At 51.7% G+C, this 14,122-nt stretch carries 14 protein-coding genes; 8 read left to right on the top strand and 6 right to left on the bottom strand.

Going from position 1 to position 14,122, the window contains the following annotated elements; translation table 11 throughout:
* The first annotated feature begins 23 nt into the window (after window positions 1–23).
* Together J0X12_RS17055 and J0X12_RS17050 are read left to right on the top strand one after the other, a co-directional pair.
* Complete coding sequence (locus J0X12_RS17055; RefSeq protein ID WP_207047650.1) at window positions 24–551, top strand: TRAP transporter small permease; 528 nt, start codon at window positions 24–26, stop codon at window positions 549–551.
* The gene (locus tag J0X12_RS17050; protein ID WP_207047649.1) at window positions 551–1,837 is read left to right on the top strand and encodes a TRAP transporter large permease; all 1,287 of its coding nucleotides are present in this window, start codon (window positions 551–553) and stop codon (window positions 1,835–1,837) included. The genes J0X12_RS17055 and J0X12_RS17050 overlap by 1 nt, the downstream gene beginning before the upstream one ends.
* 24 nt (window positions 1,838–1,861) lie before the next feature.
* On the opposite strand, the gene J0X12_RS17045 is transcribed toward J0X12_RS17050, so the two are convergent.
* The 6 genes from J0X12_RS17045 to rocF all read right to left on the bottom strand — a co-directional run bounded on the left by J0X12_RS17045 (window position 1,862) and on the right by rocF (window position 7,610).
* Window positions 1,862–2,452, bottom strand: coding sequence for a LysE family translocator (locus tag J0X12_RS17045; protein ID WP_207047648.1), 591 nt, complete (start codon window positions 2,450–2,452; stop codon window positions 1,862–1,864).
* A 59-nt stretch (window positions 2,453–2,511) separates the two neighbouring features.
* Window positions 2,512–3,873, bottom strand: coding sequence for an MATE family efflux transporter (locus J0X12_RS17040; protein ID WP_207047647.1), 1,362 nt, complete (start codon window positions 3,871–3,873; stop codon window positions 2,512–2,514).
* 51 nt (window positions 3,874–3,924) lie between these two features.
* The gene (locus J0X12_RS17035; protein WP_207047646.1) at window positions 3,925–4,368 is read right to left on the bottom strand and encodes a MarR family winged helix-turn-helix transcriptional regulator; all 444 of its coding nucleotides are present in this window, start codon (window positions 4,366–4,368) and stop codon (window positions 3,925–3,927) included.
* A 77-nt stretch (window positions 4,369–4,445) separates the two neighbouring features.
* Complete coding sequence (locus J0X12_RS17030; RefSeq protein ID WP_207047645.1) at window positions 4,446–5,333, bottom strand: fatty acid desaturase; 888 nt, start codon at window positions 5,331–5,333, stop codon at window positions 4,446–4,448.
* A gap of 286 nt (window positions 5,334–5,619) precedes the next feature.
* A complete protein-coding gene (locus tag J0X12_RS17025) occupies window positions 5,620–6,678 on the bottom strand; it encodes an ornithine cyclodeaminase (RefSeq protein WP_207047644.1) in 1,059 nt (352 codons plus the stop codon).
* 2 nt (window positions 6,679–6,680) lie between these two features.
* On the bottom strand, window positions 6,681–7,610 hold the full coding sequence (gene rocF, locus J0X12_RS17020) for an arginase (protein ID WP_420497106.1): 930 nt from the start codon (window positions 7,608–7,610) through the stop codon (window positions 6,681–6,683).
* Between the two features lie 130 nt (window positions 7,611–7,740).
* Here rocF and J0X12_RS17015 point away from each other — a divergent pair, with 130 nt between their 5' ends.
* From J0X12_RS17015 to J0X12_RS16990, 6 genes are all read left to right on the top strand, one after another.
* A complete protein-coding gene (locus J0X12_RS17015) occupies window positions 7,741–8,208 on the top strand; it encodes an Lrp/AsnC family transcriptional regulator (RefSeq protein ID WP_207047642.1) in 468 nt (155 codons plus the stop codon).
* Complete coding sequence (locus J0X12_RS17010) at window positions 8,205–9,197, top strand: LLM class flavin-dependent oxidoreductase (RefSeq protein WP_207047641.1); 993 nt, start codon at window positions 8,205–8,207, stop codon at window positions 9,195–9,197. The genes J0X12_RS17015 and J0X12_RS17010 overlap by 4 nt, the downstream gene beginning before the upstream one ends.
* A 306-nt stretch (window positions 9,198–9,503) precedes the next feature.
* Window positions 9,504–10,673 (top strand): extracellular solute-binding protein, encoded by a 1,170-nt coding sequence (locus J0X12_RS17005; RefSeq protein ID WP_207047640.1) that lies wholly within the window; start codon window positions 9,504–9,506, stop codon window positions 10,671–10,673.
* Between the two features lie 114 nt (window positions 10,674–10,787).
* Window positions 10,788–11,900, top strand: a complete 1,113-nt coding sequence (locus J0X12_RS17000; RefSeq protein WP_207047639.1) for an ABC transporter ATP-binding protein — start codon at window positions 10,788–10,790, stop codon at window positions 11,898–11,900.
* 6 nt (window positions 11,901–11,906) lie between these two features.
* Window positions 11,907–12,839, top strand: coding sequence for an ABC transporter permease (locus J0X12_RS16995; RefSeq protein ID WP_420497100.1), 933 nt, complete (start codon window positions 11,907–11,909; stop codon window positions 12,837–12,839).
* Window positions 12,836–14,122, top strand: coding sequence for an ABC transporter permease (locus J0X12_RS16990; RefSeq protein ID WP_207047637.1), 1,287 nt, complete (start codon window positions 12,836–12,838; stop codon window positions 14,120–14,122). Before J0X12_RS16995 ends, J0X12_RS16990 begins: the two co-directional genes overlap by 4 nt.

Here is a 14,122-nt window from a genome sequence, read left to right as displayed (position 1 = left end):
AAGTTGCTGCGTCCGTTATGGATATGAAGGACAATACTTCGGAAGAGGTGGCATACTCCTCTTCCGTATTTATCCGCGTCATTGAGTATCTTTCCTTTGGTGCCGCTGTATTCAGCGCGGTGCTGGTTGTCTTCACGCTGTTGATGACGGGCTATAGCGTATTTCAGCGTTATGTGCTGGGAACGCCCCTGACCTGGACCGATGAAATGTCCGGCTTTCTGGTGGTCGCTATTGTCATGCTGGGGGCTGCGGAAACCCTTCGGCGCGGAGAACATATCAGCGTCGATTTACTTACCTCAAAAGCGACGGGAAAACGTAAGAAGGCGCTTGGATTATGGAGCTACATTGCGACCGCATTTCTGGCGGCCATTATCTTCATCAGCACATGGGAGGCGGTGAAGTTCTCCTATACGATCGGTGTTTACTCAAGTGGATATCTTGAAGCACCTCTCTGGATACCCCAGTCATTTTTGCTTTTTGGCGCGGGTCTCTTGTTCTTAATCTCTGTCGCTCGTGGCGGGGAAAGTTTGTTTAAACGGGGAGACGACTAGTGTCGACGTTTCTCGTTCTGCTCCTCCTCGTCCTTTTGCTGCTGACAGGTATTCCAATTTTTGTCGGGCTGGGTGTAGCGTCCGTCATAATAATGCTCCTGACGGAAGGGAGTATCTCCAGTGTAGCGGATACATTCTTTGCGAAACTTGATAACGGCATTCTTACGGCCATTCCCATGTTTGCTTTTATGGCGCATGTGATGATCAAGTCGAAGGTCGTGGACGACCTTTATGACGCGGCAAATACTCTGGTCGGGCATTTCAAGGGCGGATTGGGGGTGGCAACCGTACTCTCCTGTACAATATTCGCGGCTATTTCCGGGTCCTCCGTGGCGACGGCCCTCACAATAGGTTCCAGTGCCATTCCCCAGATGCGCCGTTTTGGTTACCGTGCCCGCGATGCCTATGGCGTTATCGTGGCTGGGGGCACCCTTGGTATCCTAATTCCCCCCTCAGGCCCCTTGATCCTGTATGCCATTGTGTCGGAGACGTCGATCGGCGCGCTTTTCATGGCGGGCTTTATTCCGGGGATCCTGATGGCGGTGATATTCGCCATCTTTTGCATTTCACAGGCATATTATCGGGGTGACACTAAGGGAGCCGACTGGGTTGGCTGGAAAAAAGCTATAAAGGCGGTAGGGAAATCCTTCTGGTCACTTTCCATGCCCCCGCTGGTTCTGGGCGGGATATATCTTGGTATTTTCACAGCTTCTGAAGCCGCTTCAATTGGATGTATCTACGCCCTTCTTGTCGGTGCGCTCGTCTATCGCAATTTCGGTCTGAAGGAACTTGCGGAGACCGCTTATGAGACCGTCCGAACGACAACCATGCTCTTCATGATCCTTGGTTCTGCTGCGTTATTCAGTCGGGCTGTCACGATTATCCGCCTGCCCATCGAATTGATGGAGGGAGTGGTGACACTTGGGCTGTCGCCGCTTGGATTTATCCTAGTCGTCATGTTCGTCATTCTCATTCTGGGCATGTTTCTGGAGACAATCTCTATCATTTTGATTACGACGCCGATTGTGCTCCCGATCCTGGTTCAGCTTGATGTCAATCTGATCTGGTATGGCGTTCTGCTCATGATTAATCTGGAACTTGCGCTGATCACGCCGCCGGTCGGGATGAACCTCTTTGTGATAAAGGGAATTGCCAATGCGCCGCTAATTGACGTGATTCTTGGCTCTGTACCCTATGTACTTCTACTTCTCGGGGGGCTCGCGTTGGTAATTCTGATTCCCGGACTTGCGCTTTGGCTTCCTGACCTTGCTGGCTTTGGCCGGTAACGCTGAAACTATCCGATTAAACGCCTAGAAATTGGCAAACAGGGCAAGGGTGACAACAGCAAGCATCGCGACCGCCATCATAAGGTTAATCCGAAACTGGATCCGCGGGGATAATTCCAATCGTTTGATCATGATCCCCGCCGTCAGCCACAATAAATGGACTGGAACCCAAATAACATTGAGAAGCGCGAATTTTAAGATTGTTTCCCACGCCAACGCATCGGCAAAAAATGGGAATCCGGTAAACAGGGTCGTGTTGACGGCATAGGCCTTGGGGTTAATCAGCTGTAGCGCGATACCAGCAAAAATTCCCGGCTCACGGGCTGACTCGATAAAGGCAATTTTTGCGCCTGCCGTGGCAATCCTGAAAGCGAGATAAAGAAGATAAACGAGGGACAGCACCAGCAGGATATTCCGGACGACCGGTACGGCAAGAACGATTGCCGCCAGGCCAGACACAACGGCAAGAGCCACGAGGTTATTACCAACAAAAAGGCCAGTCACATAACGAAGGCCCGCCGTGCGCCCAAAAGCAGAGCCAACCCCGGCGGTTGAAAGAACACCCGGTCCGGGAGTTATGACCAGAAAGAAAACGGCCAGGAAAAATGAAATCATGCAAACTGTCCCGCAACGTCGGCAGGATCAGCCGGACGTATCACAAATTGTTTTTAGGGTTACCAGCGTACAACATATACAGCCAGCGCGGTTGCCGCACCATAAATTGCCATCGCACCCCCAATCAGCGCAAAGATTGTCCATTCGGGCATGGCGTTTGTTGCCAGAATCCAGCCGCCCAGCGCAACAACGACAAGGCGAATTGTGCCGGCGATAACGGGGCCGAGGACCTTACCCGCGCCTTGCGAGGAAAAGTAAAGGCACAACCCGAGACCAAACAGACCATAGAAAGGACCGACCCAGGCAAAATACAGCCCCGCAGATTTCATGACAGGTTGAACATCCGTGAACATTCCTGTCCAGATATCGGGAAAAAGGGCGACCAAGAAGCCAATAGACCCAATCAATATTCCGGCGCAAATGCCACCAGTCCATGCCACCTTCCGCGCCCGGGCGACATTATTTGCGCCAATGGCCATGCCGACCATTGGGACACAGGCAACACCTATTGCAAAGGCGATTGGGACCAACAGGAATTCCAGCCTAGCACCGATTCCGTATCCCGCCAGAGCCTCTACACCGAATTCCGAGATTAGCCGGGTCAGGATGAGGACAGTGAGGACGGTTTGCAAGGGAGAGATACAAGAAATTGCACCCACTTTGAGTATATCCTGAAACATCTCCGTCTTAAGCTTGATGCCTCTTACCGTCAGTTTAACGCGCGCCCGACCGGAGACCAGATACCACAATAAGAAAAGGGTAGAGACGCTGAAGGCGATAACCAGGCCAAGACCAATGCCCACCATTCCAAGAGCCGGAAATGGGCCCCAGCCCAGCCCGAATGCACCTGCTAATATAAACTGCGATAAAGCAACCGCTAGCAAGGTAATAGACGGAATTTTCATGTCCCCGCTGCCGCGAATGATGGACGCAAGCGTATTGGTCAACCAGAGACCAATCGCCCCAAGGAAAACGATATTGGAATAAGCCAGCGCCTCGGTGATAACCACACCATATCCCCCAAGGAGCCGATAGACATACTCGCCACATAACAGAAAAAAGACACCGAAAAGGAGGCCAGCCATCGCGCCAATGATTACTGCATGAAAGGCAAGTTGCTCGGCGCGCCGGTCATCGTTTGCACCGAGAGCCCGGCTGATGGCGGAGGAAACGCCCCCTCCCATCGCGCCTGCAGACATCATCTGCTGAAGCATGACCATCGGAAATACGAGCGCAAGTCCCGCCAAAGCGGAAATACCGAGCTGCCCAGCGTAAGCGGTTTCCGCGATAGCAACAACCGCTGCGGCTGACATCGCTAGAATATTCGGAACACTAAGTCGCGCCAAAGTGCCAAGGATTGGCGCCGTCAACAGAGCATTGGGGCTGGCCGCAACAGCAGGAGATGAGGTTTCAGTTGTCATCGGTGACTCTTTCTATAATGGCTGTATATGCAGATATACGGCTAAAAAAATTCATTCCCTAAGATCTTCGATCATGCGATCTATTTTCGTGGCCAACAGGCGGCTGTCTTCCGATCCAAGAACATTTTCTATTCTCTCCTGCGCAGCTTCCCATCCCGGTCGCGCGGCGGAAAATATCTTCCGTCCAGAGTCTGTAAGGTTCAAATTGCGGCTGCGTCGATCCTTGTCGTCCTGGGTGAGCGTGACATATCCTTTTCTTTCAAGCGGCCGTAAGTTCCGGGTTAGAGTAGTTGGATCCATCACGAGCTTTTCGGCAAGAGCGCCAACACTGATGCCGTCGAAATGTTTCAGGTGACCAAGCAACCCATACTGTGTAATCGTTAAGCCATAAGGTTCCAGCAGTTGATCGTAAATCTGCGTAATGCGGCGCGCGGCTTTACGAAAGAGCGACGCGCTGCAGGTAGACTTGAATTCACGGTCCGTATTTTCGGTCATACCGACTATATATCTGCATATGCAGATAATTTCAATGGGTATTTTTGGCGTTGTTCAAAAGGGAGGTCGATCGCCGCTTATGACGAGGTCGAAAGTTTTCGAACGCACTTAAAGGAAACCAGGCGCTGAGTATTTTCATCCCAGAGTGCGAGTCGCAAGCAGGCAAAGCTTTCTCGCAGGCTGATACGGTTTAGAGATTTCAGCGCGGGCAATTCCGCCAGGCACGCTCCGAGACGGTAGTTCGGGATGCGGCAGGAAAGGTGATGGATGTGGTGAATTCCAATGTTGCCGGAAAACCAACGAAGAGGCTGAGGGAGATCATAATAGCTGCTCGCCATCACTGAGGCTTCGTGGATGTTCCAGTTCTCCTTTTTCCGCCAATAGGTATCTTCAAACTGATGCTGCACATAGAAAAGCCAGACACCTGCCGTAGAAGATAGCAGCACGATGGGCAGCTGCACCTTCAGGATATCGATGAATCCGAAACTGAAGCCGAGGACCAGAGTGAGCGCCACAATCCCGATATTTGTCCCCATAATGCCGATCAGCAGGGCAGGCCGTTGCCGGACCAAATCAAGCGGAAACCTGTACTTGATTACGAAAAGATACAGGGGGCCGATACCCAACATCACTGCGGGCATCCGGTAAATACGGTACAGGAAACGCCGCCAACGACTTAATGCCTGGTATTCGGCAACAGTCAGTACACTGATATCTCCGATTCCCCGCTTCTCCAAATTGCCACAGGTCGCGTGATGGGTGTTATGGGAACGCCGCCAATATTCATGGGGGGTGAGCGTAATGACGCCAATTAACCGACCAACCAGGTCGTTAAGGCGCGGTGACCGGAAAAAAGAATGATGCCCGCAATCATGCTGAATTATGAAAAGTCGGACGGTGAACGCCGCCGCTGGAATGGAAAGCAATAGCGCCACCCAATACACATCGTCCACAACGACAATCATGCTAGCCCAGAGAATGACTAGTGGAACGAGTGTGGTCAGTAATTGTAGAATGCTGCGCTTTGCGTCCGGATTGGCGTAGGTTCGAGCTACTTTTGCCCAATTGTTATCGTATTTTCTTGTAGAGGCAATATCCGCGTGCAATTTGTCGGCTGAAGGCTGTGAGGCCTGAGCCGACTCTGATAATCTGGAAATAGTCGTAATATCCTAGTAAAAAAAGTTGGACAGACAGTATCTCTCAATGCCTCAGAATACAAGGCGAAACGGATCACTCCATAACACTTTTGCGTCAGGCGGCCTTGGCGGCCCGCAGGATCATGCCAAAAAGGTCGTGCGGATCATCTGGATCGGCCAGCATATCTAGGCTGTCGAAATAGCTCGTGCCGGGGAGTTTGCTGCGCACATACCGAAGGGCAGAGAAATCCTCCGTGGCGAACCCGACCGAGTCGAACAGCGTTGTCTGATCCGGACGTTGCCGCCCCTTTTCCTTCCCCGCGAAAACACGCCAGAGTTCCGTTACGGGATGATCTTTGGATAGCTGCTGGATTTCCCCCTCGATCCGAGTTTGCGGGGGATATTCAACAAAAATATCCGAGCGTAGGAGGATATCTGGGTGCAGTTCCGTTTTGCCGGGACAGTCGCCACCAACTGCATTTATGTGAATGCCTGCACCAACCATGTTGTCTGTCAGAATCGTTGCATATTGCTTGTCCGCAGTGACAGTGGTGACTATCTGTGCGCCCTCCACGACCTCTTCCGCCGTTTGGCAAGACGAAATGTCAAATCCCATGCCGGAAAGATTGCGCCTGCATTTCTCGGTTGCCTGCTGGTCGATATCGAAAAGGCGTAATTTATTCACGTTAAGAAGCGCCTTGAAGGCCATGGCCTGGAATTCAGACTGTGCGCCATTGCCGATAATTGCCATGCAGTTGGCGTTCTGGGGGGCCAGATATTTTGCGGCAAGGGCGGAGGTCGCGGCGGTACGAAGGGCTGTCAATATGGTCATTTCAGAAAACAGAACCGGATAACCATTGTCGACATTGGAGAGCATCCCGAAACCGGTGACGGTCTGCAGGCCGTCTCGAGTGTTTTTCGGATGACCGTTGACATATTTGAAGCCATATACCTCGCCGTCGCTGGTCGGCATCAGCTCGATGACGCCTTCCGGTGAATGGGAGGCAACGCGAGGCGTCTTGTCAAAAAGTTCCCATCGCTTGAAATCCTCTTCAATAAATCCGGCAAGCTCGACCAGGAATGTTTCGATACCAATATCAAGAACCAGCTTCATCATATTATCGACACTGACAAAGGGAACGATATTGATGTCTTTTGGCGGATGAATGGCCATAATTATATGCTCCTGCGTTGAGTATCCAAAACACGTTGCCCGAACAGGCTGGCGACGAGGTCGACAATCAGTTCGCTGGTCTTGCCGTGAACATCGAGAAATGGATTGAGCTCTGCAATGTCGAGCGACGTGACCAGACCGCTGTCATACAGAATTTCCATAATCAGATGCGCTTCACGGTGACTGACGCCGCCAGATACCGTTGTTCCCACTGCGGGAGCGATGTCGGGATCCAGAAAGTCAACATCGAGACTGACATGGAGGCGACCATTCGCGCGGCGCACCCGATCGATAAAGCGTCTGAGCGGTGCGGCCACGCCAAACTCATCGATGGCGCGCATATCGTGAATGTCTATCCCGGTGCGCGCGATACGTGCCTGTTCGGCCGGATCGACGGAACGAATACCCATCATGCAGATATTCTCGGGCTTAATGGTTGTGGATGGCCCTGGAATGACACCGTCAAAGCTTGGGTCCCCGATAATGTAGGTGACAGGAGTGCCATGCAAATTACCCGTATCTGTACTTTCCAGCGTCTGGAAATCGGTATGGGCATCGAGCCAAAGAACGAACTGCTCCTGTCCTGTGTTTTCACTGGTCCGGGCTAAGGCAGGTAAAATACCGGCAGCGATGCAATGATCACCGCCCATAAAAACAGGAATATGATTGTTCGTAAGAGTTGTTGCGCAATACTGGTCCAGCTTGTGAATTAGAGCCGCATAATCGGCCAGATGATGGATATTCGGATTTGTATGAAGAATCTCGTCCGCCGGAGCTGCGGTAATATTTCCGTCGTCCAATACCTCATATCCGAGGCGCGAAAGCCTCCTTGCGATATTTGCGGTTCTTAGGGAATCCGGCCCCATAAGACAACCGGCGCGCCGACTGCCTTGATCCGCCGGGACGCCGATGAGTAAAATAGATTTTTCCATCATTCTGACTTCTTTCCGGCAAATTGTTCGCCATAATGATAACTTCATTCATATAACTGGCGGAAACAACGGCAAATATTGACATATTTGCACATTGAATTATGCAAATTGGTAATGTAGAGTTTTCAATATGGATGAAACAGATCAAAAACTGGTCGCTGTGCTCCGGCAGAATGCCCGCGCGTCGATTTCCGAACTGGCCTCAAGGCTGGAACTCTCGCGTGCGACTGTTCGCACGCGGCTTGACAGGCTGATCGCAGACGAGGAAATACTTGGTTTTACGGTGGTGCTTAAGGAAGACCTCGCGGATATTCCGGTGCGCGGCATCACATTGATAGAAATTGAAGGCAAGGGGGATGAGCGCATAATCTCACGTTTGCGCGGTTTTCCCGAAATCCAGACGATCCATTCGACAAACGGTCGCTGGGACCTTATCGTTGAATTTGGCGCGGAGACCCTGTCGGACCTGGATCAGGTACTGAGACAGATACGAAGAATCGATGGTATCAACGCGAGTGAAACCAACCTGTACCTAACCACCCATAGAAGCAACCGAGCAGCAGAACTCATGAAAAACAAGAACGGTGTGTCGTTATGACTCTATTGTCCGTACTGGATCTCGCCCCAATCACTGAAGGCAGCGATGCGACGCAATCGTTCAGGAATTCCGTGGAAATCGCGCAACTGGCGGAGAGGCTGGGGTACAATCGCTACTGGCTGGCGGAGCATCATAATATTCCCGGTATCGCTAGTGCCGCGACCGCGGTTCTGCTGTCCCATGTCGGCGCCCATACGAAGACGATACGGATAGGCTCTGGTGGGGTCATGTTGCCCAATCATGCGCCTTTGGTCATCGCCGAACAGTTTGGAACGCTCGCCTCACTTTATCCGGACCGAATCGATCTGGGTCTCGGTCGCGCCCCCGGAACAGACGGGCTGACCGCGCAGGCGTTAAGGCGTTCCTTGAACGCGAACGTGGACACATTTCCGCGGGATGTCCTGGAGCTGCAGCAGTATTTTGCCGATCCGGAACCCGGCCAAAGGATCCAGGCGGTTCCGGGCGCTGGACTGAAAGTGCCGTTGTGGATTCTCGGCTCCAGCCTTTATGGTGCAGAAATGGCGGCGCATTTTGGATTACCCTACGCGTTTGCTTCCCACTTTGCGCCGACCGATTTGAGGCAGGCGCTCCATGTCTATCGGCAGAACTTCAAACCTTCTGCGCAGCTGGACAGGCCCTATGTCATGGCGGCGATGAACCTGCAGGCTGCCGATACGAGAGAACAGGCGGATATTATTGTTACCTCCCTGATGCAGGGTGTATTGGGCCTGGCACGGGGTATGCCAATCAGGCTACCGCCGCCGATAGAGGGATTTGCCGATCAACTCGGGCTACAGGAAAAGGCGGCGATCTCTCGTTTTATGACCTACACGGCGCTTGGTGACGCAAAAGATGTGTCGGAGCGGCTACGGGAATTCAAAGCTGAAACGGACGCGGATGAGATTATATTGACGGCGCAGATTTTTGATCATCAGGCGCGGCTTCGCGCCTTTGAAATCGCGGCGGAGGCAATGTCCGAGTTAATCTAGCATCGGCGAAAACCAATGTTTCCTCAGTCTTGGAGGCCATTGCTGCGGAGCATTAGGCACGCCTTTGGGTTAAGATGTTTCTTTAGATTAAAGAATTGAATTTATTGCAATAAATCTAGTTTTCTGCAGTGCAAAATATATTTGTGTCTATATGACAAAAATATTTTTAATTACTGTGTTTTCCGCTATCATGACCATGAAGGAGCCAATCGTACGTTTCCTGTCGTAATCCATTTGTAATAAAAGCGTCGCTAAACCCGTTCATTTACTAAAGATCTTAAAGCTTATGAAATAAGGGAGTATAGAATGACCGTGAAATCACAGAAACCCACTCAGGCAAATGGAAAGTCGGCAAAATCAGTCAGCCGCCGGAATGTCTTGAAAACCGCGACTGCCGTTGGCGCATTTACCGTTGCCGGACCCGCAATTGTCAAAAATGCATTTTCCTCTTCCGGGGAAATTAACATCCTGATGTGGTCAGATTATTTGCCGGAACCATTCATTGCGGACTTTGAAAAAGAAACTGGTATTAAAATCAATTATACGGGCATTGGCTCGAACGAGGAAATCATCAACAAGATGAAGGCAAACAAAGGTCAGGGTTTTGACATTGTTTCGCCGACGAATAATCAGGGCCTGGAATGGGGTCCGCTGGAACTGCTGCAACCCTGGGATATGGGCCGGGTGCCGGTTGAAAAGGTCAACCCGACGATGGCCGCCATTGGGACGAAGGACTGGGATTTTGGAGGCAAAGGGTCTCACTGGCTCCCGCATATTTGGGGAACGGAAGGCATTGCCTGGCGGACGGATAAATGGGCACCTGCTGGCGCCGCACCGAGCTATGGGGATGTCTGGGCTGAGGAGAATGCCGGCAAGACCATGGGCCGCCCGCACTCCATGATGCTGTGCGCCGGTTTGTATATGGAGACAACCGGTGAGCTTAACCCGGGCGATATGTGGAAAGCATATGAATCTGAAGAAACCATGCGGCCGATCTGGGAAAAAGTGACGGATTGGTGTATCGCGCGCAAGAAGAACATCAAGCTTCTTTGGAATGATGCGGACACCCAGAAAAATGGCCTGCTGAATGAAGGTGTTGTTGTCGGCCAGACCTGGGATGGTCCACCAATGTCGCTAAAAACCGCAGGTGATCCGGTTATGTATCAGGCGCCCGTTGAAGGCGCGATGGCATGGGTTGATGGCATGTCGTTGCCGATCGGTGCAAAGAATATGGATCAGGTCTATGAATTCATCAAATTCTCCTATGACGCCAAGAACGCCGGCAAGGCCATTGACTCCCACGGGTATAACTCACCAGTTCTCGGGGCTGATCAATTCGCGGGCGATGCGTATAAGAAAAATTTCGCGGATGCTTACCCGGGTGACTCACTTAGCAACTTAAACCCCTGGCCTCCGCAGGCTCCTTGGTATGCGGCTGTCCGTACGGAATATGTGAACAAGTTCAAGAGTTCATAAGATTTGATGAGACGCGCCGGATCCGCAATTGCTGGTCCGGCGTATTTCTTCCCGTGTAATTTCTTTGGATCGGGGGAGTTTCGATGGAAAAGGGTGCCGATTGGGGAATGATTCATGACAAAAGGGGTTGACGTTGATCTGGAAAATGTCTGGATCAGGTTCGGTAATTTCGTGGCTGTTCGTGAAGCTAATGTCAATATTAAGGGTGGTGAATTTTTCTCTTTTCTTGGACCATCAGGATGCGGCAAGACCACGATCCTGCGCTCTGTATCGGGATTTCTTGAACCAAGCGACGGCAAGGTCAGGATCGGCGGCAAGGATATGGCCGGGATCGGGCCTAACAAGAGGCCAACTGCCCTGATCTTCCAGAACCTGGCACTTTTTCCTCTTATGAAGGTATGGGAGAATATTACGTTCTCCATGGAAGTAAAAGGTGCCAGCAAGGCAGAGCGGCGTAAGCGGGCCGATGAACTCCTCGATATGATTGCCTTGCCTGATCAAGGAGAGAAACTCCCTTCCGAGCTTTCTGGTGGTCAGAAGCAGCGTGTCGCAATTGCGCGTGCACTCTGTGCGGAGCCGGACGTACTGTTGCTCGATGAACCTCTGTCTGCGCTGGACCTGAAGCTTCGGCAACATATGCGGACAGAACTTAGAGAAATTCAGCAACGAGTTGGCATTACCTTCATCTATATCACGCATGATCAGGGCGAGGCCCTGACGATGTCCGACAATGTCGCCGTCATGCGGGCGGGTGTCATCGATCAGATCGGTTCCGGGCATGCAGTCTACAATGATCCGGCGACCCCCTTTGTGGCGTCCTTCGTTGGGGAAAACAATGTTTTTCGAGGCAAAGTAAAGTCGATTGATGGCAATATGGCGCTTGTCAGTACCAATCGGACGGGAGAGTTGTTGGCGCGTATCGCGACAACGGCCCAGGGCAAGTTGAAAGTTGGCGATCCGGCGATGATGTTCGTTCGCCCAGAAGTGTTGAATATCGCGCCAGACACTTCTCCCGCAGTAAACCGCCTGACAACAAGTGTGCTGCATGAGGAATTTGAAGGTCTAATTTACAATGTCTTCATGGAGGGATCGGAAGGTAAGGAAATCAAGATGTCTCTTGTTAATGTGGGAAAACAACGACAATCGGCGGAGGGGAATAATCTGACACTAGAGTATGTGCCGGAGCAGGCCGTTGTCTTGCCGGCCGGCGAGCTTGCCAGCGAATAGGATGAAATGATGAAAGCTGCGCAACTGATCCGGGACTATTTTGTAAAAAACGGACTGGGTCTGGGCTCTTTCTTGTTGGTGGCTGTGCTGTTCTGGGTCGTGATCCTGATTGTCCTGCCACAGCTATCGATGCTCGATTTTTCATTCCGTCATCATCTGCCACCGCCAGAAATGGGGGGGCCAAAAGATACCTATACCATAGAACACTATAAATACCTCGTTCTCGGTGCCCCGGGCGCGGATACCTCCTATAACGTGGTTGATCTCGGAGTGTTTGGCAGGACGTTGCTGGCCGCGTTTTTCGTGACCATTCTGGATCTCGTGCTGTGTTATCCTCTTGCATATTATCTCGGCCAATCGCGGGGCGGTGGCGCTATTCGCATTCTGGTGCTGCTCCTGATTATTCCATACTGGATTAACGAAATTCTGCGAGCCTTCGCCTTTCGTATTATTTTCGGTGAAAGCGGACTGATCAACGAGATGATGCTGACCATGGGACTGATCAGTGATCCCGTTGATTTCATCCGTGCGAATGTGGCGCTGTATGCCGGGCTTGGCTACGCCTATATCCTGCTGATGATTTTCCCGATTTATAACGTGATCGAGAGTCTTGATCGCAATCAGATTGAGGCGGCGCGCGACATGGGTGCGTCCTGGTGGCGTATTCATTGGCGGGTGGTTATTCCCTATGCCAAGCCGGGAATTTCATCAGGCTGTACAATGGTTTTCATGCTTTCGGCCGGTGCGCTGGCCGCACCGCAGATTCTGGGCGGTCCGTCCAGTCTCTGGTTCACGCAAATAATCTATCAGTGGTTCAACACGGGCGGCAACTGGCCACGTGGTGCGGCCTTCGCTGTTGTCCTGCTTGTCGCTTGCATCATTATCGTCCTCAGTATGATGCGGCTGTTTAAGGTGAAGATAGGAGATATTGGTAAATGAAGACCAATAGCTTACTCCTGAAAGTTTTGCTGGGCGCCTATCTCGTTGTTTTTTTCGGCTATCTGCTGGGGCCGCTCATCGTGATGAGCTTCACGGCCTTTAACTCCCCCTCTTTTCCAAAGCTGACGCCCTGGGAATGTTTGACGTTCGAATGGTTCGACGTCCTTGCCAATGATGAGCGTATTCTGAACGGTATTGAAAACAGCATCATTATTGGCATTGGCACTGTTATTCTCTCGGTGATTATGGGGCTCGCCGGGGCCCTGATGCTAACCCAGATCTGGCCGAAACTCAGAGCGACCTATTACACCATCGTGATTGCGCCAATTCTTATCCCGGGAGTAGTGCTCGGTATTTCCACGCTCGTATTCTGGGACCGGATCAGCATCATGCTTGGCATGAGTACGGGCGGCATTCTGCATAATGGTATTTTCCTGACCATTCTGGGTCAGTCCACCTTTATCGCGTCTTACTGCATGCTCGTCTTTATCGCCCGATTGCAGCGTTTTGATACCGGCCTGACCGAGGCTGCGCTTGATCTTGGGGCGACCCATGTACAGGCGTTTCGAAAGATCCTGCTGCCCTTCATGAAACCCGCAATAGGGTCAGCGGCGGTTCTCGCCTTCCTCGCATCATTTGAGAACTACAATACGACGACCTTTACCTTCGGCAAATATCCGACATTGACCATCGAGCTCGCGCAAAAGGTCAGATATGGCATCAATCCCTCCATTTCTGCACTTGCGTTCATTATTATCGTATTGACAGTTATCGGGGCGCTTGCTCATGAAATCTATCGCCGGCGACAGCAGCTCGCCTTGGCAAATGGTGCGCCTGTTTCGGCCGTTGCAGGCAGTTTTCAGCTGCCAAAAATACTAAGCGGTAATCCAGCGGCCATTATTCTTATTTTGTTGACACTTGGCGGTGCCTCAACCATTTGGTTCGCCCAGAGTTATAGTCCGGATAGTTGTAAAATGGACGTCCGCGAGCAAAAGCGCCTTATACAGGAAGAACGTATCAAGGCCATTCGCGAAAAGCGTCAATTGAACATACAACAAAAGCAGCATCAGGGACCGGATGTGTTTGGCGGTAGCAAATCAACTGCGCCAGCAACTCAAAGTCCTGGTAAGGGCGCGTTCGGCAATGTGTTCGACCCAGGGAATCTCGATAAGAGCGCTCCGGCACCAAAGCCCGAAAAACCTGTCACGAGTCCGGGTAAGGGGGCATTCGGCGATGTGTTTTCCCCGCAAAACCTGGACAAGGCAGCACCGAAAGAAGATTAG

The organism is Sneathiella sedimenti, assembly GCF_017313765.1.
In the GTDB taxonomy this organism is placed as follows: domain Bacteria; phylum Pseudomonadota; class Alphaproteobacteria; order Sneathiellales; family Sneathiellaceae; genus Sneathiella; species Sneathiella sedimenti.
Note: the sequence above shows the minus strand (reverse complement) of the source record. Positions and strands in the feature narration are given on the sequence as shown.